Genomic DNA, 22,080 nt, shown 5'->3' on the forward strand with positions numbered 1-22,080 from the left:
CTGGTACGCCGGCGGATGGTCCAGCTGCCGATGGTCAAGGTGCCCGAGCAGGGTGAGGGTGGGGCCGACGCCGGCGCTGGGCAGGGAGATGACCACGGTCGCCCCGTCGGGCGCATCGCGGCGCACCTCCGCCGGCAGTCCGCGGTCGCGGGCATACTCCGCGTACCATGTCACAATCGCCTCGGTCTGGCGTGTGGGGCTGGGGATGCGGGCCAGCTCCATGGTCAGGTGTGCCAGGCGTGTGGGGTCAATCTGGTTGATGAGCTGACGGAGTCGAGATTCCATAATACGGCCGGTCCCTTTGATGATGTCACGACGGCGGCACCGCGCCGGCCATTCACAGCCCTCGGAAAAGGCGGCACGTCCATTGTAGCGAGATTTCCGGCCGGCGTCAAGCGCGGATCAGGAGGGTGGGGCAGGGGGCTATACTCCGCATTTACCTGCATGTAGGGCCGGCGTTGGCTGTATGGCGCTTGCTCGTCTGCTCCAACAGCGTAATCTGCAGTACTTGCATAATTTACGATTTTGGTATATAATTATCACGTACGCAAGAGCCATCCTGCCGGCTGAAGGAGGAAAGATGATGTTCGAGACGACGATATATATGGACAACGCGGCGGTAACCCGCCTGGATGAGCGGGTGTGGGAGGCCATGCGGCCGTATTACTTCGATACCTTCGCCGTGGCGACTTCCCAGTTCGGTTATTCCCTGGGGATTGAAGCCCGCGATGCGCTGGAAAGCGCCCGGGCCACACTGGCCGGCGCGTTAGGTGCCAACGCGGAGGAGTTCATCTTCACCTCCGGCGACACAGAATCCACCAACATGGCCATCAAGGGTGTTGCCGCGGCGCTGGCGCCGAAGAAGGGCCGGCATATCATCACCAGCCCCATCGAGGACTTCCCCGTGCTGGGAAGCGTCAAGGCGCTGGAAAAGCAGGGCTTTGAGGTCAGCTATGTGCGGGTGGACGAGCACGGCCTGGTGGACCTGGACCATCTGCGCAGTCTTATCCGGCCGGATACCATCCTGGCCTCCATCCAGGTCGCCAATCAGGAGATCGGGACCCTGCAGGATGTTGCCGCCATCGCCGGCATCCTGAAGGAGCGCGGCGTGATCTTCCACGCGGACGCCACCCACGCCTTTGGCCGGGTGCCGCTGGATGTGCGCCAGGTGCCGGTGGACCTTATCACGGTCTCGGCACATACCATTCACGGCCCGCGGGGCATCGGTGGGCTGTACATCCGGAAGGGGACACCCATCGTGAAGTGGATGGACGGCGGGTTTCAGGAGTTCAACCTGCGCGCCGGCGTGGAGAACATCCCGGGCGCGGTGGGTTTCGCCAAGGCCATCGAGCTGATCACGCCGGAGGAGACGGAGCGACTGCGCCGCATGCGAGATGCCCTCATCGAGCGCTTACTGCAGATCCCGCACACGCGGCTGAACGGCCATCCGAGCCGGCGGCTTCCTACCAATGCCAACATCTCCTTCCGCTTCATCGAGGGGGAATCCATCCTGCTCCAGTTGGACATGCGGGGCATCGCCGTCAGCACCGGCTCCGCCTGTTTCAGCCGCTCTTTGGAGGCCAGCCATGTTATCCTGGGCATCGGCGGCGACCACGAGCGGGCGCACGGCTCCGTGCGCTTCACCCTGGGGCGCTTCAACCGGGAGGAAGAGGTGGACAAGGTCGTGGAGGCGATGAACGAGATCGTCGCGGTACTGCGCGCCATCAGCCCATTGGGCAAAGACTAGAACGAGGAGGTGGAATATGCCACTGCCATACAGCGAGATTGTGATGGAGCATTTCAAACGCCCGCGCAATGTGGGCCGGCTGGAGGACGCTGACGCCAAGGCTACCGAAGGGAGCCCTGCGTGCGGCGACATGGTGACGGTGTACCTGAAGGTGGACGAACAGACGCACCGTATCACCGATATCCGATTCGAGTCCTATGGGTGTGCCTCCAATATCGCCACCGGCTCGATTATCACAGAGCTGGCGAAAGGCAAGACCATCGAGGAGGCCAAGCAGTTGACCTGGAAGGATGCCGCCGAGGCGCTGGGCGGACTGCCGCCGGTGAAGGTGCACTGTTCGGTGCTGGCCATTGACGGCCTGCGGGCGGCGATCCAGAATTATGAGGAGAAGAAGGGGCTTATCAAAGAGAGGGTGCCTACCACCCTCGAGGAAATCAACCGCCGGCTGAAGCGCGTCATGAACCCGGTGGTGGGGCTGGATATTGTGCGCACCAAGATCGTCAGAGACGTGACGCTGGAGAACGGCGTGGTGCGGGTGACGATCGACATGCCGGCGGACCATCAGTTCGCCAACAACATCCGCGAGGAAATCATGGAGAAGCTGGGCACCCTCTGGGATATCCAGCAGGTGGAAGTCGAATTCGTCGGGTAAACGCAGAGAGGTGGAAAGGAGGACGCCCATGGCCGTGATCACGGTAGATTGTCGGGGAGAGACCTGCCCGGTGCCGCTGGTGGAGACGCGCAAGGCCCTTCGCAAGGCCGCGCCGGGCGACATTATTGAGGTCATCGGCACCCATCCTTCGTCGAAGAAGGAGATTCCCCTGGCGGTTCAGGCGCTGAACCTGACCATCCTGGATATCCGCGAGGAGGGGGATGTCTGGACCATTCGCATTCAGCGGTAAGCGTACGCTGGCATGTGCTGTGCACAAGGAGGGACGACGATGGCGGACAAGCAAGAGGGCCGGCCCCAAAAGGCCACCATCATCCTGCATTCGGGCGATATGGATAAGGTCTACAGCGCGCTGATCATCGGCAACGGCGCCCTGGCGATGGGCATGGATGTGGCGATTTACTTCACCTTCTGGGGGCTTCAGCGGCTGAAGAAGGGCGCGCTGGACAAGGGACCCCTGTCGAAGATGCACTTCCTGGGCCTGGGCAAATGGATGGTCAAACAGCGCATGAAAAAGGCCAATGTCGCCTCGCTGGAGCGCCTGATGCGCGATTTTAAGGAGATGGGTGGGCGGGTGCTCGCCTGCGACATGACGATGGAGATCATGGGCATCCGCCGTGAGGACCTGCATACCGAATGGATTGACGATTACTGCGCGGTGGGGACGTATATCGCAGAGGCGCGGGACTCGGACATCACGCTGTTTATCTAGCGCATGCGGAAGTTCCGCCGGCCCGCTCAGGGCCTCGGCTCTTCACTTTCGGGTCGCCCGATGACGACACCCTCTGGGGAGGCTGTCATCGGGCGATGATCTGCCGGCGCAAGTCTTTCTTTTAGTTGACAGAAACAGCGATCTGGATTAAGATACAGTTGTTCGCCGCCGGCCGGGAAACTGGCCGGCGAAGCGCTCGTTTGGGGGAATGTGACATGTTTCGCAACTCGATTATGGCGTTCGTCGGCAGTGGCACCATGGCCGAGGCCATGATCAAGGGCCTGACCGACCAGGGCCGCATCGCACCAGAACGGATTATCGCCAGCGGGCCGCGCCCTGAGCGCGGCGAGTATCTTCGCTCCCGCTACGGCATCCAGGCCACCACGGACAACGTCGAGGCCGTGCGGGAAGCGGACATCGTCGTCCTGTCCATCAAGCCGCAGGTCCTGCCGAAGGTGCTGAAGGAACTGCACGACAGGCCGCGCGAGGATGCGCTCATCCTTTCCATTGTGGCCGGCGCCAAGATTCGCGTTATCTCCCAGGGCCTGAACCGCCAGGCCGTCGTGCGCGCCATGCCCAACACGCCGGCGCGCGTGGGCATGGGTATGACCGTCTGGACCGCCACCCCCCAGGCTACGGAACTGCAGATCGCGCAGGCGCGGCAGATCCTGAGCGCGCTGGGTGATGAGATTTTCATGGAGGATGAGGAGTATCTGGACATGGCGACCGCGCTCAGCGGCACCGGGCCGGCCTACGTCTTCTTCTTTATGGAGGCCCTGATTGATGCCGGCGTGCACCTGGGCTTCTCCCGACGCATCGCTCAGCAGTTGGTGCTCAAGACCATCGAAGGCTCGGTGGAGATTGCCAAGCAGACCGGCCTGCACCCCGTCGAACTGCGCAATTCGGTCACCTCGCCCGGCGGCACCACCGCCGAGGCGCTCTACCAGCTTGAGAAGGGCGGCATGCGCACCGTCCTGTCCAAGGCTATCTGGGCGGCCTATCAGAAATCACGCTACTTGGGGGAGCTGATCGAGAAGCAAAATGGCGACCTTTCTGATTAGATTCATCTCCATCCTCTTTGAATTGCTCAACCTGGCCATTATCGCCCGGGTCTTCCTCTCGTGGTTCAATGTGCGCCCGGACCACCCGGTGGTCAGCTTCCTGCATCAGATCACGGAGCCGATCCTGTCGCCCATCCGCCGGGTGGTGCCTCTGATCGGGATGCTGGACATCAGCCCGATTATCGCCATCATCTTGCTGGAGCTCCTCCGCAACCTGCTGATCTCTCTCATCGCCAGCGTGCTCTGACGCCGGCGCAGGAACTTCCTCTCCGCCGCCAGCGTCTCATATATGCAGTGTACCAGGGAACACCTGGTAGTCAGGAGGGAATCCGATGGGCAAGATGATGCGATGGTGGATCGCTGGTCTGGCGGTAGTGCTGGTGCTGGCCGGCTGTGCCGCGCCGCAGGCGGCGCCGGCCACGAAACAGTTGGAAACCGCGCCGGCCGGCACAGGGACGCCCACGATAGAGGAAACTGTGAAATTCCAGCAAGAGGCAGTGGCAGATTTGGCTCAGCGCCTTCAGCTTGCGCCAGAGGATATTATCGTCGAGTCTTCCGCCGTCGTCGAATTGACCCCCGACGACTTGCGCTGTCCGGGCGCCGGCGAGCTGGATAAGACCCTGCCGGCGCAGGTCATGGGCCAGGAGATCGTGCTGAAAAGCGGCGAACAGCGCTATCTGTACCGGGGCTACGGCAAGCGGGTGGTCTTCTGCGGAGAACTGCCGCCGGCGGGACCCGCACCTCAGCCGGCGGGAGGAGAAGAGGCCGTGAAGTCGCTGGACGAGCAGGGTCAGCGCATGCTGGAGCAGGCGCGGCAGGAGCTGGCCGGCAAGCTCGGGGTCAGCCCGGCGCGCATCCAGGTGATCAAGGCGGAGCCTGTCCTCTGGCCGGACACCAGCCTGGGTTGTCCTCAGCCCGGCATGATGTACGCGCAGGTCATCACCCCGGGCTATCAATTCATCCTGGAGTACGAGGGCAAGCAGTACGACTACCACGCCGGCCGCGGCCATCTGGTTCTGTGTGAGTGACCGTATTTACCTCAATAGAACAACAAGGCCAGGGAATGTCCTCCCTGGCCTTGTTGATTTCGGCGGCTTGTCAAGTGCTTATTTGCCCCACTTTCGTCGGGCGAAGACGGCCAGGCCGGCCAGTCCCGACGCCAGCAGAGCCAGCGTGCCGGCCTCCGGAATCTCCGGCGGCAGGGTCACGCTCACCTGTCCATCGCTCACCGTCGCCGAGATCTGTGCGCCCTCGGCGTTCACCAGGATGGCATTGGTGATATCCACGGCCGAGGTACCGTCCTTGAGGGTGTCGAAGCGGACGGTGAAGAGGGTGCCGGAACCACTGACGGCCGGCGCCGGCGCCAGCAGGGTCACTGCATAGTCAATGGTGCCGGCGGTGTTGTCGTGATTCGAGATGACACTGCTGTGGGCCGGGTCCAGCAGGTCGCCGGAAGTCACCGAGGCCACTTTGAGCACGGTGGGATCAAAGTGGATGTGCACCTCGGCGCCGTACAGGCCCGTGACATTGTTGATGCGGATGGCCACCTGCGCCGGCTGGCCCATCTCCACGCTTTGCGTGGCCGGGGAGACCACGACAGAGGCGCCGGCCTGCGCATAGGCATAGGCCACCAGCCCCAACAGCGCCGCAACCGTTATGATCATTGCCAAGCCAATTCGTTTCACGCTTCTCGCTCTCCTTTCCGCCGGGATGTTCCCATGGCCGTGCATACCCAAGACCTACCCGGCAGTGTACCGAATATGCCGATTTCTGTCAAACTCCCCTATCCCTCGGGTCGGGGAGAGGCCCAGGGAGGGGAGACCTCCCCTCCCTGGGCGGTACAGGGTTCACTGCCAAGGTGTCGGTGAGGTCGCGCCAAAGTTCGCGCCCACCAGCACCAGGTCGAAGATGTTGACCGTGCCGTCGCCGTTCAGGTCTGCCCGCGGGTCGCTGGGCGGCGTGGTCCCGAAGGCGCTTCCGACGATGGCCAGGTCCTGAGCGTTGATGATGCCGTCGTTGTTGACGTCACCACCGCGCAGTTTGCCCGTGGGCACAGTGACCTCCTGTTCGGGCAGGACGTCCACCTGCACCGCGGCATCCAGGTAGCCGTCGAAGGAGGCGGTGAGGGTGCGGGTGCCCATGGGCACATCGGTGATGACGAAGTTGCCGGCGGGATCGGTGACCGTGGCGGTGATGCCGTCAATGGTCAGCACCACGCCGGTGGCATCGCTGCGCCCCTGCAGGGTGATGCGGCCGGCGACCGTGCCCAGGTTCGTCAGCACGGTGAAGGCGCCATCGTGCAGCCAGACCGGCTGGGCATGGCCCTCCGCATCGGAGAAGGTGGCGCTGGTGAAGGCGACCTCCGAGGTGCCGACGCCCACGCCCTCGAACTCGATGGTGACCAGGGTGCCATCGCCGCTGACCGGCGCGGCCGGCGCCAGCAGGGTGATGGCGATGTCGATCTTGCCCAGGGAGTTGTCAAAGTTCAGCAGTGCGGTGCTGCTGCCGGCTGGCAGGAGATCGCCCTGGGTGATCGACTTCACATGCACCACGCGAGGATCGAAGGTCAGGTGCGCTTCGGCGGCATAGAGGTTCTCGGCACCGGTGACCTCCAGGTCCACGGACTGGGTCTCGCTGACGCGGAACTGGGCGCTGGCCGGCATAACGGCCATGCTGGTCTCCGGCGTCCTGAAGGTGACGGGGATGGCCACCGCACCTGGCGCCACGGAGGGGCCAAGCAGGACCATGCCGTAGGCCTCCATGCCCGGCTCGATGGACGGCACGTTCCAGGCCAGGTCGAAGGAGATGGGGGTGTCGGCCGGGAACGGTCCGACGGGTGCCGCCGGCACGGAGAGATCGCGTCCCTGGACGGCGTTGACCGTGATGTCAAAGACGTCGCTGGCGCCCGAGATGCCCCAGCCGTGCACCTGGATGCGGTACGCGCCGTCGGGCGGGAAGTTGATGGTCACCCGCTCCTGGTCGGTGGGCGTGGTGGAGGAGCCGACCCGCTCGCCAGGACAGTCGAAGACACCGTCGTGGTTGGCGTCGTAGTAGACAAAGAGGTCAATGTCACTGCCGTGGGCGGTGTTCTCCGTCCAGACGTCCAGCAGGGCACCGTGTTCGATGGTCAGATCATGGGTGAAGCTGGCGGTGCAGGGATCGTCCGGATCGTCCTGGCTGATGGGCTGTTCGGTCAATACCTCCGGCACGCTCAGGCCAAAGCCGTCCACCGACAGGTCTGCCAGGTTCAGGGAGGAGACGACCTCGACGGGCAGGCTTCCCGTTGCCTGGGTGGTGAAGATCTCGATGGGCGACGGCTGGGCGCGGATGGTGCCCACTTGGCCGGCGATGGACTCGCTGACGTCCTTGCCGGCGAAGATGACGGTGTGCAGGAGCACCGCGTTCAGGCCGGCGCGGCCCTCCGCAGAGACGATCTCATGCTGGGTACCGGTGGCGGTGTCGAACACCCAGGTGCCGGCGCCGATGTTGGTATTGGTACTGCGCCCAGTGTAGTCCAGGGTGTACGGGCCGTAGTAGTCCGGCTGGTACCAGCGATCCTCCGGGTCGGAGGTGAACTGGTCGGGTGCAGGGCCGAGCACGATGGTGTCCACGTCGGTGGGCACGTTGTCCCAGCGGGTGTCCACCAGGAAGTTGGTGCCGGCCGGCAGGTCATCGGGCACGTCGAAGAAGTAGAAGCGCCAATCGCCGGTCTCAGCGCGCCAGCCCTGGTCCATGGCGCCGAAGATGCGCCCGTTGTCATACGGATGGAGCGAGGCCGGCGGGCCGCCGAAGACGAAGTTCGGCGAAGGAGCCGCTACGTTGAAGACCACGGGGATGGTGGTGACATGCGGCTCATGCGCACCGTCGCCCGGGTCGGAGACCAGGATGGCGCCCTCGTAGAAGCCGACGGGCATATCGGCGGGGATGCGCACGGTGGCGGTGAAGGCCGCCTCGCCGCCGGCGGGCACGTGCACCTCGATCTCGGGGGCACCCTCTTCGCCGAGGCCCAGCACATCCCACGGCATGTGGCGGTAGAACTCGACGCGGAATTTGAGATGGGTGACCGGCACGCTGGCGTTGCGCCGGCTGTGCTGGAGACCCAGCCAGATGCCGTCATGCATGCGTTCCAGCGGCTTGTGGATGGTCACCATCTCGGTCGGGGAGGTGCTGTGCAGGTAGGCAAAGCGCATGTACTCGCCGCCGTCCACCTCACAGCCGGCACTGCCCCAGCCGCCCGGACAGTTCACCGTGCCGTTGCCGTTGAGGTCGGTCCAGAGGTCCCCATCCCCATTGACATCGGTCCAGTCGTAGATCACCATGCGCCAGATCTGGTTGGTCTGGGCGTTGTAATCCCCTTCGGGGTCGAACTCATCCCACGGCATCGCCATGCGGATGATCATCAGGTCGGTACCCTCGGGGACATCCGCGCTCAGATCGCGCAGGAGGTAGTTCGGGCGGTTGAAGTTGTAGGCATCCTCCTGATCCATGGGCGAGGATGTCCATTCGAAGCTCATCTCGCCGATCTTGACCAACGTATCGGACGAGACGGTGGCATGGACATCAGCAGTGCCGGGGTTGGTCAGGGTGAACTCGCCCGTGTAGGTCTGGCCGGGGAAGACGACCTTGGCGAAGCCGGGGAAGATGTCGCCGCGGTAATCGCCGACCGTCCAGTTATCGGGGGTGGCGAAGACGCCGTACAGCCCGCCGGCCAGGTCGGTGGCGCGATCGGCGTTCACGCGGCCGGCGCCCTGCACCACCACGTCATTCTCCGTGGAGGTGGCGCCGGACATAAAGATCGCGCGAGCCTCCGCCCAGGTCGGCAGCCGGCCATGCGCCTGCAGGAAGGCATCGTACACCAGGGCCAGGTTGCCGGCGGCAATGGGAGCAGCGCGGCTGGTGCCGCCCCAGGTCTCCCAGGCCGTCCAACCCTCACCCCACTCGTTGAGCGGGATATCGCCGGAGGCATAGGCGCCGCTGGCCACCACCTTCACGCCCACGTTGCCCTGTGCGGTCGGGCCGCGGCCGGACCACGGCGTGACATCGCCGTAGGTGATCTGATCCATGGTGGTGGCAGAGTCCCAGCCGGTGGAGCCCATCTGGGTGGAGGCGCCGACGCCGATGAAGGAGTCATCCTCCGGCGAGGTAATGGTGCCGTAGCCCGGAGCGCCGTTGCCAGTGGAGACCAGGATGCTCATGTTGGGGTTGTACAGGCGCTGGCGGGTGGACATCATGCGGGATTCGTAATCCCAGCCGTCGTTGTCTGTGGCGGAGTTCCCCCAGCTATTGCTGGCGATGTGGACCTCGTCGCCGGTGCGCACGCTCCCATCCAGGCCGTACACCATGCACAGATACATGTCGTAGGTCGCGTCGCCGTAGGTGTAGAAGTCACCGGCGCCGACCAGCGCCACATCGCGGCCGCCGCCCACCACCATGCCGGTGAATGGGGTGCCGTCGCCGGCCGGCTTGTACGGCGGCGCGCCGCCGTCAACCACGCCCTGGCCGGCCACCGCTGAAGCGCACAGAGTGCCGTGATCGCCGCCGCCCATAAGGGGATCGTTCAGGAAGAAGGCCACCAGACTGCCGGCGGGATCCGGCTCGAAGCCCCACAGCCAGCCGAAGGGCACGGTATGCTCGCCGTCGGCGATCCAGTAGATCAGGCCGCCGGAGACATCCGCAAAGCCATCGCCGTCCAGGTCCCGATACGAGACCGGGTCTTCCTTGGTGCACGGCTTCTCGTTGGTGAAGTCGTAGTCATCGTCCAGGTCCACGTACACCGTGTCGTAGACGCCCGGCTCATGCTCGTCCACCAGCAGGACGGCGACGCGCTCCCCCCACCACCACTGGCGCAGGGAATCATCGGGATGAGAGCCGATACGGTAGACCCCGCTCAGGCTGGTGCCGGTCAGGGTATAGGTGTGCGGCTCGGAGGCGCCGATGGGCTGATAAGTGGGGTCCGCCTCGGTGATGGTCGTGGTGGTATCCACGTACCAGGTCATGCCGCTGGCGACGAAGTCATAGCCCAGGTAATAGTCGTAGGCCTTGAGGAGGAGGGAATAGGTGTCAATCATGATGGGCCAGCCTTCGTAGTCGCCGAAGGGCTGTACCGCCCAGGTGCCCATCAGGTCCGGGTGGGCGAAGTCGATGCCGGAGTCCACCACGGCCACGCGGATGCCCTCGCCGGTGAATCCCTTCTCCCAGGCGGCCTTGGACTTGTGGTTGTCCAGGATGTCGTGCCAGCCGGCCGCGCCCACGTCACTGCCCTCGGGTTTGGCCTTGGTCTTGCCGGCGGCGATCTCCGCCAGTTTGGCCTGCACCGCCTCGCGCCCCAGCGGCTTGGCCGGCGCATCCGGGTCGCGATAGATCGGCGGCTCCACTACTGGCTCAAAGGGGAGGATGACGTTCACCGCCGGGTTGTTGGCCAGCTTGGGGAGCACGCCGGCCTTGACGTAGCCGTACACGGTGGTGAAGCCATCGTCGGAGAAGGGGCGGATCAGGGGCTCGCGCAGATAGCGGGTGATATCCACGCCGTTCTTGACCCGCAGGATGATGTGGAACTCCTCATCGGCCGCGGCAGTGGCCAGTCGGGCCCGCAGTTTGGGATGCACCTTGGCCATGCCGGCGTCCGAGGCGCTGACCGCGCTCACTGCGCCATCGGACGCTGTTGGCGCGGATGCCGGCCCTGCCGCCGAGGGAACAGCGGAAAGAGGGATCAACAGTGCGAACAGCGCCAGGATACATAGCCATCGCCATACACTTCGTCTCATGTCGTTCCTGCTCCTTTCATGCATGAACAATGCAGAGATTCAGGGGAACAGACAGCGGACGCGTTTCAGCTCTCCACATCACCTCCTTTCCAGGTTACGGGAAACATAAGGGACCAGCATCGGCTCCTCAGCTTGTGATTGGGCTGCTGGATTCGGAAGCACATCGCGCCCTCAGAAGGGCGAAAAAGGCACAAAATGGGTCCGGTATCTGCTCATCAACGGTTAACCAGCTACCGCAGTGTGGTCGAGAATCCCACCTCCCGAACTCAAGCGGGACGGCAAGACTGCACTTCCGTTGCAGGACAGCGTATGAGGAAAGATACGTTTTCAAATGTTATTATAACCATATTCGCGGGAAAAGTCAACGTCAATTTTGGCGAGGAGAAAGCTGAAACCCCGAGAATGGGCGTGCAAGGATAGGGACTTACCCGCCGAACAGCACAGCCAGCGTGCCCTGCACCAGGTTGAACAGCCAGGTGGGATATAATCCCAACAGGACGGTGCCCAGGGCGGCGATGCCCGTGCCGATGGACAGGCCCAGACAGCGCGCCGGCTCCACCTCTTCCGCCGGCACGGCCAGCGCCATACGCGCCACCACCCGCAGGTAGTAATAGGCCGAGATGACGCTGTTGATGACGCCGATGATGGCCAACACCATCAGGCCGCTCCGCACCGCGGCGCTGAAGACGTACAGCTTGCCGAAAAAGCCGGCCAGGGGCGGCACCCCTGCCAGGGAAAACATGAACACGGTCATGGCGGCCGCCAGCCACGGCTGGCGGTGGAACAGGCCGCTCATGCGCGCCAGCTCCACGCCGGCGGCATCCGCCTCGGCGCGCTCCAGCGCGATCAGCACCGCGAAGGCGCCGATGTTCATCAGCGCATAGGCCATCAGGTAAAAGAGCACGCCGCTGACGCCGGCCTCGCCGGCCGCCACGCCCACCAGGATATAGCCGGCATGGGCGATGCTGGAATAGGCCAGCATGCGCTTCACATTCCCCTGCGCCAGCGCCGCCAGGTTGCCCCAGGTCATGGTCAGCACTGCCAGGATTCCCATCGGCCAGACCCACCAGGCATATAGGGCCGGGAAGACCGTCACCAGCACCCGCACCAGCGCGGCGAAGCCGGCGGCCTTCGCCCCGACCGACATAAAGGCGGTCACCGAGGATGGCGCGCCCTGATAGACGTCGGGCGTCCACATATGGAACGGCACCGCCGCGACCTTAAAGGCGAAGCCGACCAGCATGAGCGCCAGGCCGCCGATCAGCATCGGGTCGGCGGACTTCTGCGGGACCGCCGCGGCGATGCCGGCCAGGGATGTGCTCCCCGTCGCGCCGTACAGCAAGGCCATGCCGTACAGGAGGAAGGCCGAGGCGAACGCCCCCAGCAGGAAGTACTTCATCGCCGCCTCGCCGGAGCGGATATCGGTCGTGCGGATGCCGGCCAGGGCATAGAGCGCGATGGAGAGGATTTCCAGCGAGAGGAACAAGGTCATCAGATGGGTCGCCGCGCCCAGGAACATCATCCCGCTGGCCGCCAGCAGGAGCAGACCGTAGTACTCGCCGGCCGGCAGTTCCACACGCACGACATAGTCCAGGGAGATGAGCAAGGCCAGCACTGCCGCCGCGCTCACCACCAGGCTGATCACCAGGGCAAAACGGTCGGCTGTGGCCATATGCTGGAAGGTCGGCGCGCCCGGGCCGGCCAGCATGCCGGCCGCGGCGGCAAAGGCGGCCAAGGCGCCGGCCAGCGCCAGCAGTCCGATGCCCTTCCGGTCCTTCCATACCAGGTCCGCCAGGAAGACGGCCAGCGCGGCCGCCAGCATGATCGTCTGGGGCAGAATGCTCACCACCTGTACATCCGCGATGTTCATTTCCTCTCCTCAAAAACTAGCTTCAACGAAATGCCGGCCCAGGATCCGCCGCCCCATCAAGGGAGCCAGGCCACAGCGGCCGCCTGCCCCACCAGGGCATTGATGGTCGCGCCGGCCGGCCCCAGGATCAGGTTCGGGAATACTCCCAGGATAATAATGAGCACCAGCAGGGGCACCATGACCAGCAGGTCCATGCCGCGCATATCCGGCACAGCGGCGTTGCGTCCCTCCGCCGGCCCCTGCATGATGCGCTGAAAGGTCCACAGCATATACCAGGCGCCCAGGATCATGCCCAGCGCACCCAACACGGCATAGGCGCGCACCGACTGGAACAGGCCGACGAGGAGCAGGAACTCGCCCACGAAGCCGTTGAGGCCGGGAAGCCCCACCGCGCCCAGCATGGCGATCAGGAAGCATACGCCCAGAAGCGGCGCCGGCTTCCACAGGCCGCCGAACTCGGCGATCAACCGGGTGCCGCGGCGCTCCTCCAGCATCCCCACGATCAGGAACAGCGCCGCCACGTAAATGCCGTGGCTGACCATCTGCATGACCACGCCGGCCAGCGACTGCGCGTTCGCCACCACCACGCCCAGCACCACCAGCGATAAATGGGCCACGCTGGAGTATGCGACCACCCGCTTCGCATCCTTCTGCATCAGCGCCGACAGGGAGGCGTAGAGGATGCCGATGATGGCCAGGACGGCCAGCCAGGGCGCGGCCGTGCGCAGTCCCTCCGGGAAGAGCTGGAGGCCAAAGCGCACGAAGCCGTAAATGCCCATCTTGGAGAGCACGCCGGCCAGCAGAACCGTCACCGGCGTCGGCGCTTCACCGTAGGCATCCGGCAGCCAGGTGTGGAAGGGGAATACCGGCACCTTCACTGCAAAGGCCAGCCCGAACATGGCGAACAGCCAGAGCGGCGCCGGCCAGGGCAGCGCCATCTCGCGCAGGGCCTGCCAGTCAAAGGTCCAGGCCCCTGTGCCTTGATAGGCGAAGTAGCCCAGGGTTAGGATGGCGACCAGCATCAGGGCACTGCCGGCCATAGTGTAGATGAAGAACTTCATCGTGGCGTAGGCCCGCCGCTCCCCACCCCATCTGCCGATGAGGAAATACATGGGGATCAGCATGGCCTCCCAGAACACGTAGAAGAGCACCAGGTCCAGCGCCAGGAAGATGCCCAGCACCCCGGTCTCCAGCAGTAACAGCCAGAAGAAATAGCCCTGCACGGCGGAGCGGCTCGCCTCATCGCTCCCCACCGGCTTCCACGATGCCAGCACGGCGATGACAAAGAGCAGTGCTGTGAGGGGAAGCAGGAACAGCGAGAAGCCATCCACCCCCAAGCGGTAAGAAATGCCCAGCGCCGGTATCCAGGGGAGGTGCTCTACCAACTGCATGCCGGCCTCCGCCGGCCGGAACAGCGCCACGGCCGCCAGCGTCAGCGCCAGCACTGCCAGCGTAATCCCCAAGGATACCGCTCGGATGCTCGCATGCGCCCGCTTATCCCACACCAGCACCAGCAGTGCGCCGGCCAGCGGCAGGAACACGATCAGGCTCAATAAGGGAAAACCCGCAGAATTCATCAGGCCCTTACTCCCTCGCACCAATTACCGCAGCAGGAAATATCCCAGGATGATGACCACGCCCACCAGGATGCTCAGGGCGTACGAACGCACCCGGCCGGTCTGGAGCGTGCCCAGTCCCTCTCCGCACACGCCGGCCAGCCGCGCCAGCCCGTTGACCGCCCCATCGATCACCTGCGGATCGAACAGCTCGGCGATGAAGCGTCCCACCCGCCGCAGTGGCTCCACCACTGCCGTCATATAGAACTCATCCACGTAGTACTTGCGGCTCAACAGGGTGTACAGCGGGGCGTACTGCCGGCTCAGCCGGGCCGGCACCTCCGGCCGCACCACGTAGAGGTAATAGGCCAGGGCAATGCCGCCCAACGCCACTACCGCCGACACGGCCAACAGCACCCATTCCAACGCGCCGGCTTCGGCGATGTGCTCGGCCGGCAGTACCGGTTCCAAATAGCCCTCCACCAGTGAGAGCCGCGGCAGGCCGATATAGCCGCCGACCACCGCCAGCACCGCCAGGATGAGCATGGGGACGGACATCACCGCCGGCGCCTCATGGGCATGCTCCCACAGCTTCTTCTCCGCCCGGGTTTTCCCCCAGAAGGTCACGAACAGTGCCCGGAAAATGTACACGGCGGTCAGCAGAGCGGTCACCAGGCCCACCAGCCACAGCACCGGCGAGCGCAGGAAGGCGCGCCACAGGATCTCGTCCTTGCTGAAGAAGCCGGAGAACAGGGGGACGCCGGCCAGCGCCGCCGCGCCCACCGCGAACACCGCATACGTCGTGGGGAGCTTCTCCCGCAGACCGCCCAGCTTCATGATGTTGATCTCGCCGGCCAGGGCATGCATCACACTGCCGGCGGCCAGGAACAAGAGCGCTTTGAAGAAGGCATGGGTCGTCAAGTGGAACATGCCGGCGCTATATGCCCCGACCCCCACCGCCAGGAACATGTAGCCCAACTGGCTGATGGTGGAATAGGCCAGGATGCGCTTCAGGTCCTTGTCCACCAGCGCCATGGTGGCGGCGAAGAAGGCCGTCGCCGCGCCGATGGAGGCCACCACTGCCATGGTGGCCGGCGCCATGTCGAACAGCACATGATTGCGCGCCACCATATACACGCCGGCGGTCACCATGGTCGCCGCATGGATGAGGGCCGAGACCGGCGTCGGGCCTTCCATGGCGTCCGGCAACCAGATGTAGAGCGGGATCTGCGCCGACTTGCCCGTGGCGCCCATGAACAGCAGGAGGGTGATGGCCGTCACGACTGCCGGCCCCAGCACGCCCGGCGCTCGCCGGAACACCTCGCTGAACTGCAGGGAGCCGAACGTGGCGAAGATGAGCATGATGCCCAGGGCAAACCCCACGTCGCCCACCCGGTTGACGATGAAGGCTTTTTTGCCGGCATCCGCCGCCGACTTCCGCTCAAACCAGAAGCCGATCAGCAGGTACGAGCACAGGCCAACCCCCTCCCAGCCCACGTACATCATCAGATAATTGTTCGCCAGCACCAGGATGAGCATGGCGAAGACGAACAGGTTCAAATAGGTGAAGTAGCGGGCGTAGCGGGGATCCTCGGCCATGTAGCCCACGGAATAGATATGGATGAGAAAGCTGACGCCTGTGACCACCGCCGCCATCAGGGCGGACAGCGGGTCCAGCAGAAGGCTGAACTCCACGCGGAAGTTGCCGGCGCGGATCCAGGTGAACAGCGGTTGTTCGATCCCTTTGGTGCCGGCGACGCCCACGAGCACCCCCAGGGCCACCAGGAACGACAGGCCGATGGCGGAGCAGGCCACCCAGCTCACGGCCCGCTTGCCTATGCGCCGGCCGAAAAAGGCGTTCACCAGCACGCCCAGCAGGGGGAACAACAGCATCAACCATGCATACGCAACCATCCAGTCCTCCTCAAACGTCCGTGGAAGGCGGCCGCCGGGGCCTTTCTTCCATCAACCCTTCAACAGGGAAACATCGTCCACATCGGTAGTGGCCCTGTGGCGGAAGATAGAGACGATAATGCCCAGGCCGATGGCCACCTCAGCCGCCGCCACCGCCATCACCATGAAGACGAAGATCTGGCCGTCCAGCGACTGCAACTGGCGGGAAAGGGCGATAAAGGTGAGGTTGACGGCGTTGAGCATGATTTCGATGCACATGAAGATGACCAGGGCGTTGCGCCGCAGGAGGACGCCGGCCGCCCCAATGGTAAACAGCACCGCGCTCAATATCAGCAGATAGCGGATGGCATCCACGCTTTTCCCTCCCGTGCTATTCTTCCTGGGACCGCCGGCGTGCCCGCGCCAGCACTACCGCGCCCACTATGCCCACCAGCAGGAGCACGGAAGCCAGCTCGAAGGGCAGTATGTATTCCAACAGGAGTGTGGCGCCCAGGAGCTGGATATGGCCGGTCTGGGCGATGGTCTCGGGTGTCACCGTGCCGCGGGCGCCGGCAACCTCTGTCATGCGCGCCACCAGGTAGGCGACCTCGGCCAGGAAGATCAGGGCCAGCGCTCCGCCGGCCGCCGCAAAGCCGGGGGACAGCCGCCCCTGCTCCGCCGGCCGTCGGCCCCCCACCAGCATCAGCGCGAACAGGAAGAGCACCACAATGGCGCCGGCATAGACGATCAACTGGGCAATGCCTAGGAACTCCGCGCTCAGCATGATGTACATGGCCGCCAGCGCCACGAAGTTCACCAACATGCCCAGGGCGCTGTAGACCACCTGCCGCGCCAGGATGACGCTGAGCGCGCCGGCAATGGCAACGGCACCGAAGATGATGAACAACACGGTTTCCAAGGGGGTTGCGGTCATATGTGGTATCCCCATCACACCTGCTTGACGATGACATGCGGGTGGGCCGGCTCCAGCAACTGCTCCTTGGAGTAGACTAGTTCATGCCGGCCGAAATCCGCCAGGGCAAACTCGTGTCCCATGACGATGGCGCCCTTCGGACAGGCCTCCTCGCAGTAGCCGCAGAAGATACAGCGCGTCATGTTGATCTCATAGCGCTTGGCATACCGCTCGCCCAGCGAGACGGGATGCTCCGGATCGTTCTCCGCCGCCTCCACGTATATGGCGCCGGAAGGGCACACCGCCGCGCATAGGCCGCAAGCCACGCATCTCTCCAGCCCGTTCTCATAGCGCTGTAGCTCATGCCGGCCGCGAAAACGCGGGTATATCTCCGGCGGCTGTTCGGGATACTGCACCGTCACCGGCTTCATGAACAGATACCGGAGGGTGATGCCCATCGCCCGCAAATGTTGGATCAAACCCTTGACAGCGTTCACCAGTGCTGACATGCACATCCACCCCTGCAGGGAAAATCGCTCAGGCCACCAGCGCCACCACGACCGCCGTCACCACCAGGTTGGCCAACCCCAGCGGCAACAGGAACTTCCAGCCGAACTTCATCCACTTGTCGTAGCGCACGCGGGGGATACTGGCGCGCACCCAGATGAACACAAAGAGCACCACGGCGGCCTTCACGCCCAGCCACACCAGTTGCAGGAGCGGGCTGAGATGGGCGAACGGCCCCTGCCACCCGCCCAGGAACAGCGTGGCCACCAGGATGCTCATCACAATCATATTAATGTATTCCGCCATGAAGTAAATGGCGAATTTAATGCCGCCGTATTCGGTCGAGTACCCGGAGACCAGCTCGTTCTCCGTCTCGGGCATATCGAAGGGAGAGCGGTTGATCTCCGCCATGCCGCTGATGAAGTAGATCAGGAAGCCCACCGGCTGGAGGACAATGAGCGGCAGGGTCTGCTGAGCGGCGATGATGTCGGCGAAGCGCAGGGAGCCGGTGATGGCGGCGATGCTGGCCAGCGCCAGCCCCATGGGAAGCTCATAGGTGATGACCTGGGCGGTACTGCGCAGGGCGCCCAGCAGGGAGAAGTTGTTGTTGGAGGACCAGCCGCCCAGGAAAATGCCGTACAGACCCAGGCCGGCCACGGCCACCACATACAGCACCCCGACGTTCACATCGCCGATCACCATGGTGATCTTGCGCTCCCAGGCCATGAAGCTGTCGCCCACCGGTATCACGCCGAAGGCGATGAGGGAGCCGGCCACCGCGATGCCTGGACAAATGACGTACAGCCACTTGTCCACTTCGGAGGGGATGACCTCCTCCTTGAAGATGGCCTTGAAGGCGTCGGCGATGGGCTGGAGCAAGCCAAAGGGGCCGGCGCGGTTGGGACCGTAGCGCCGCACGAACCGTCCCACCAGCTTGCGCTCCACATACGTCATGTAGGCGAACGCCAGGAGCAGGGCGACAATCACCACCAGGCTTTTGATGGCAGGAATCAGCAGGGCATCAATCCAATCCATAGGTTTCCCCTGTTCTCCCCAATGCACGGCCCAGAATCAGCCGGCCAGGCTGATATGGGCCTCATAGACCGTCAGACGCTCAGGTTCGAGCTTGCGCAGGGCGCCGGCCTCTCCCAACACCGCATAGGAAAGGTCCTCATAGCCCGGCACACAGCGGGCGATCTCGGCAAAGACCTCCTCCGCCGAGGAGAAGTTCCAGTACCCGGTTTCCCCCAGCCGGGCTCCCAACTGGGTCAGGATCCACCAGGCCGGCCGGCTCTCGCCCATGGGGCGCAGAGCGGCACGCGCCCACTGCACCCGACCGGTCAGATTGGTGAAAGTGCCGTCGGTTTCGGTGAACGCACAGGCCGGCAGGACTACATCCACATCCGCCGGCACCTCCGCCTTCCAGGAGGTGATGACTGCCAGGAATTCCGCCCGCAGGCCGGCTGGCACCGCCCCCAGCACCAGGGCCGCCGGCAGTCTCTGCTCCCGCCATGCCTGCAGGCCCTGGCCGGCCTCCGCCGGCACCCGGCGCCCCCAGAGTTGTTGATAGCGATCCAAGGCGTGGGTATCGGTATAGGACTGGAAGCCGGGCAGGAAGGCGGGGGAGACGCCCATATCCAGCGCGCCGATGGCATTGGCCTGCGCCGGCGCCAGGGCCGGCCCATCTGCCCCGCAGATCAGCGCCAGGTTGCCCAGCGCGCCGCGCAGTACGGCATCGCCGGCACGTGCTCCGCCGTAAAGGATGGTCGGACGCTGTGCCTGCGCCAGCGCCTCGGCCGCTTCCAGCAGTTCGGCTTCGGGCACGCCGGCCGCATGCGCCACCGCCGCGGAGGTATAGGGTTCCATCCAGGCCTGCAACTGTTCCAGGCCGGCCGCCGTGCGCGCCCGACCGCTCCGCAGTATGGCGTGCACCAGGCCGTTGATGACGGCCACTTCCGTGCCCGGCCGGCAATTTAGCCAGCGGCCGAAGCGCGCCAGATGCGAGCGCTCCGTGCCTACGATGATGAAGCGGGTGCATCCCATCACGCCAGCGTGCCGGGCGAACAACTCCAGCAGGGGCGCGGTGTCCAGCAGGTCCAGGCCGGCGATCAGCACCAGGTCGGACTGTTCGAGCTTGCGGGTAGTGGGCAGAAGCCGCGCCCGCGCCGGCACTTCCGCCGCCATATCGAGCTGATTGGTGCCCAGCGCGCCGCGCGCCAGCCGCTGGAGCAAGTAGTTGGCCTCGTTGCTGTGCAGGGCGGAACCCACGCAGGCCACCCCAGCCGGCCCATACTGCCTTACGGTATCCCGCAGTGCCTCCGCGGTGCGCGCCAGCGCCTCTTCCCATGACGCCGGCTTCAGCTCCCCATCCCTGCGCACCAGGGGCTGGGTGACCCGCAGGGCGCTGTCCGCGGCGCGGTGATCGAACTGACCGCGATCGCACAGCCATTCGTCGTTGACATCGGGATGCTCGCGGGAGACGATGCGCTTCAGGCGGTTGTACTTGGTGTGCAGGGAGATATTACAGCCGACGGCGCAGTTCACGCACACGGAGGGGGTGTGTTTCAGCTCCCAGCTCCGTGCGGAAAAGCGGAAGACGCGGCTGGTCAATGCCCCCACCGGGCAGATATGGACGATGTTGCCTGAGAAGGGGGTGTCCAGCGGTTCGCCGTTGAAGGTATCCACGTAGGTCAGCCGGCCGCGCTCGAACAATCCCAACTGCACATCATCCGTCCACTCCTCGAGGAAGCGGATACAGCGCCGGCAGAGCACACAGCGCTCCTGATCCATGATCACATACGGGCCAAGGATGCGCGCCTTGGCCTTGTGGCGCTTTTCCTCGATGAAGCGGCTCTTCCCCGGACCGTAGATGAAGGTCTGATCCTGCAGTTCGCATTCCCCGCCCTTGTCGCACACCGGACAGTCCAGCGGGTGATTGGTGAGCAGGAATTCCAGGTTCGCGGCACGCGCCTTGCGGATTTCCGGCGTGTCCGTGCGCACGACCATGCCCGGGCGCACCTCCGTGGTGCAGGCGGTCTGCAGGCCGCGCATTTTCTCCACTTCCACCAGGCACATGCGGCAGGCGCCCACCGGAATGAGCTTGGCATAATGGCACAGCGTGGGGATAGGTATGCCCAGCCGGCGCGCCGCATCCAGCACCGTGCTGTGCGCCGGCACCGCCACCTCTTTGCCGTCAATGACCAGCGTCACCATATTGTCCAGCAGCGTGTTTTCGTTCGTCACTGCTCTACCCCGCCCCAGCGTTCTCGCGTCGACATGATCACTGCTTCGCCTTCAGGCGCGCATGGGACAGCGGCCCAGGCGGATATGTTCCAGGTACTCCTCGCGGAACAGGCCGATGCTGGAGCGCACCGGCCCCAACGCGGCATCGCCCAGCGGACAAAAGCTCTTGCCGGCGATGTTGTCGCAGATGTCCAGCAAGAGGTCCAGGTCCTCTTCTCTCCCCCGGCCGTGCTCAATGCGGTGCAGGATCTGGTACATCCAATCCGTCCCCTCCCGGCAGGGGATGCACTTCCCGCACGACTCGTGGCGGTAGAACTCCGCCAGGCGCTCGGTCACGGAGACGATGCAGGTGCGCTCGCCGATAACGATGACGGCGCCGGAACCGAGCATGGAGCCGGCGGCGGCCACCGATTCGTAATCCAGCGGCACGTCTATCTTGTCCGCCGGCAGCATCGGTGTGGACGAACCGCCGGGGATAATGGCCTTGATGGCCTGCCCGCCCAGGGGACCGCCGGCGTACTCGTAGATCAGCGTGCGCAGGGGGGTCCCCAGCGGCAGTTCGTACACACCCGGCCGCTCCACATGCCCGCTGATGCAGAACAGCTTGATGCCCGGACTGCGCTCCGTCCCGAAGGAGCGGTACCACTCCGCCCCTCGCTCCACGATGAAGGGCACGTTGAAGAGGGTCTCCACGTTGTTGATGATAGTGGGCTTGCGGTACAGGCCGCTCTGGGCAGGGAAGGGGGGCTTCAGCTTGGGATGGCCGCGGTCGCCCTCCAGCGAGGTGAGCAGGGCGGTTTCCTCGCCGCATACGTAGGCGCCGGCGCCCTTATGGAGGGTCAGTTCCAGGTTGTATCCGCTCCCCAGGATATTCTTGCCCAGATAGCCGTGGGCGTAGGCCTCCTCGATGGCCTGCTGAAGCCGGCGCGCGCCGAAGGCGTATTCCCCGCGGATGTAGATGAAGGCGTGCTCGGCCTGGCAGGCGTACGAGGAGATGATAATGCCCTCGATGAGGCCGTGCGGATCATGTTCGATGAGCACACGGTCTTTGAAGGTGCCCGGCTCGCCCTCATCGGCGTTGCACACCAGGTAGCGCGGGAAGACATCCGCCGGCAGGAAGCTCCATTTGACGCCGGCTGGGAAG

Annotated in this window: 19 protein-coding genes; 7 read left to right on the forward strand and 12 right to left on the reverse strand. The window is 64.6% G+C overall.

Annotated features, from left to right (window positions below):
- Nucleotides 1–285 (reverse strand): hypothetical protein (locus H5T60_01325; protein MBC7241070.1); only part of this gene is annotated, 285 nt, incomplete at its 3' end.
- A gap of 298 nt (nucleotides 286–583) precedes the next feature.
- On the opposite strand from H5T60_01325, the gene H5T60_01330 reads away from it, so the two are divergent.
- The 7 genes from H5T60_01330 to H5T60_01360 all read left to right on the forward strand — a co-directional run bounded on the left by H5T60_01330 (nucleotide 584) and on the right by H5T60_01360 (nucleotide 5,218).
- Entirely contained in the window at nucleotides 584–1,747 is a 1,164-nt protein-coding gene (locus H5T60_01330; GenBank protein ID MBC7241071.1) for a cysteine desulfurase, read from the forward strand.
- A gap of 16 nt (nucleotides 1,748–1,763) precedes the next feature.
- Nucleotides 1,764–2,399 carry an iron-sulfur cluster assembly scaffold protein gene (locus H5T60_01335; protein MBC7241072.1) on the forward strand — a complete coding sequence of 212 codons (636 nt, stop codon included), beginning with the start codon at nucleotides 1,764–1,766 and terminating at the stop codon, nucleotides 2,397–2,399.
- 28 nt (nucleotides 2,400–2,427) lie between these two features.
- On the forward strand, nucleotides 2,428–2,649 hold the full coding sequence (locus tag H5T60_01340; GenBank protein ID MBC7241073.1) for a sulfurtransferase TusA family protein: 222 nt from the start codon (nucleotides 2,428–2,430) through the stop codon (nucleotides 2,647–2,649).
- A gap of 39 nt (nucleotides 2,650–2,688) precedes the next feature.
- Nucleotides 2,689–3,129: a DsrE/DsrF/DrsH-like family protein gene (locus tag H5T60_01345; protein ID MBC7241074.1), complete on the forward strand. Its 441-nt coding sequence runs from the start codon at nucleotides 2,689–2,691 to the stop codon at nucleotides 3,127–3,129.
- Between the two features lie 215 nt (nucleotides 3,130–3,344).
- Complete coding sequence (locus H5T60_01350) at nucleotides 3,345–4,190, forward strand: pyrroline-5-carboxylate reductase (GenBank protein ID MBC7241075.1); 846 nt, start codon at nucleotides 3,345–3,347, stop codon at nucleotides 4,188–4,190.
- Nucleotides 4,171–4,437, forward strand: coding sequence for a YggT family protein (locus H5T60_01355; protein MBC7241076.1), 267 nt, complete (start codon nucleotides 4,171–4,173; stop codon nucleotides 4,435–4,437). The genes H5T60_01350 and H5T60_01355 overlap by 20 nt, the downstream gene beginning before the upstream one ends.
- 85 nt (nucleotides 4,438–4,522) lie before the next feature.
- On the forward strand, nucleotides 4,523–5,218 hold the full coding sequence (locus tag H5T60_01360; GenBank protein ID MBC7241077.1) for a hypothetical protein: 696 nt from the start codon (nucleotides 4,523–4,525) through the stop codon (nucleotides 5,216–5,218).
- A 78-nt stretch (nucleotides 5,219–5,296) separates the two neighbouring features.
- On the opposite strand, the gene H5T60_01365 is transcribed toward H5T60_01360, so the two are convergent.
- From H5T60_01365 to nuoF, 11 genes are all read right to left on the reverse strand, one after another.
- A complete protein-coding gene (locus tag H5T60_01365; GenBank protein MBC7241078.1) occupies nucleotides 5,297–5,875 on the reverse strand; it encodes a PEP-CTERM sorting domain-containing protein in 579 nt (192 codons plus the stop codon).
- Between the two features lie 162 nt (nucleotides 5,876–6,037).
- On the reverse strand, nucleotides 6,038–10,834 hold the full coding sequence (locus H5T60_01370) for a S8 family serine peptidase (GenBank protein ID MBC7241079.1): 4,797 nt from the start codon (nucleotides 10,832–10,834) through the stop codon (nucleotides 6,038–6,040).
- A 544-nt stretch (nucleotides 10,835–11,378) separates the two neighbouring features.
- Nucleotides 11,379–12,824, reverse strand: a complete 1,446-nt coding sequence (locus H5T60_01375; GenBank protein MBC7241080.1) for an NADH-quinone oxidoreductase subunit N — start codon at nucleotides 12,822–12,824, stop codon at nucleotides 11,379–11,381.
- Nucleotides 12,825–12,880: 56 nt separating this feature from the next.
- Nucleotides 12,881–14,401 (reverse strand): NADH-quinone oxidoreductase subunit M, encoded by a 1,521-nt coding sequence (locus H5T60_01380; GenBank protein ID MBC7241081.1) that lies wholly within the window; start codon nucleotides 14,399–14,401, stop codon nucleotides 12,881–12,883.
- Nucleotides 14,402–14,425: 24 nt separating this feature from the next.
- Entirely contained in the window at nucleotides 14,426–16,294 is a 1,869-nt protein-coding gene (gene nuoL, locus H5T60_01385) for an NADH-quinone oxidoreductase subunit L (GenBank protein MBC7241082.1), read from the reverse strand.
- A 51-nt stretch (nucleotides 16,295–16,345) separates the two neighbouring features.
- Nucleotides 16,346–16,648, reverse strand: coding sequence for an NADH-quinone oxidoreductase subunit NuoK (nuoK, locus tag H5T60_01390; protein MBC7241083.1), 303 nt, complete (start codon nucleotides 16,646–16,648; stop codon nucleotides 16,346–16,348).
- Nucleotides 16,649–16,664: 16 nt separating this feature from the next.
- Complete coding sequence (locus H5T60_01395) at nucleotides 16,665–17,207, reverse strand: NADH-quinone oxidoreductase subunit J (protein ID MBC7241084.1); 543 nt, start codon at nucleotides 17,205–17,207, stop codon at nucleotides 16,665–16,667.
- 14 nt (nucleotides 17,208–17,221) lie between these two features.
- Complete coding sequence (nuoI, locus tag H5T60_01400; GenBank protein ID MBC7241085.1) at nucleotides 17,222–17,695, reverse strand: NADH-quinone oxidoreductase subunit NuoI; 474 nt, start codon at nucleotides 17,693–17,695, stop codon at nucleotides 17,222–17,224.
- A gap of 28 nt (nucleotides 17,696–17,723) precedes the next feature.
- Nucleotides 17,724–18,728 carry an NADH-quinone oxidoreductase subunit NuoH gene (gene nuoH / locus H5T60_01405; protein MBC7241086.1) on the reverse strand — a complete coding sequence of 335 codons (1,005 nt, stop codon included), beginning with the start codon at nucleotides 18,726–18,728 and terminating at the stop codon, nucleotides 17,724–17,726.
- A 36-nt stretch (nucleotides 18,729–18,764) separates the two neighbouring features.
- Complete coding sequence (gene nuoG, locus H5T60_01410; protein ID MBC7241087.1) at nucleotides 18,765–20,936, reverse strand: NADH-quinone oxidoreductase subunit NuoG; 2,172 nt, start codon at nucleotides 20,934–20,936, stop codon at nucleotides 18,765–18,767.
- Between the two features lie 51 nt (nucleotides 20,937–20,987).
- On the reverse strand, nucleotides 20,988–22,080 hold a 1,093-nt coding region (gene nuoF, locus H5T60_01415), incomplete at its 5' end, for an NADH-quinone oxidoreductase subunit NuoF (protein MBC7241088.1).

The sequence above is a fragment of the Anaerolineae bacterium genome (genome assembly GCA_014360855.1).
GTDB lineage: Bacteria > Chloroflexota > Anaerolineae > JACIWP01 > JACIWP01 > JACIWP01.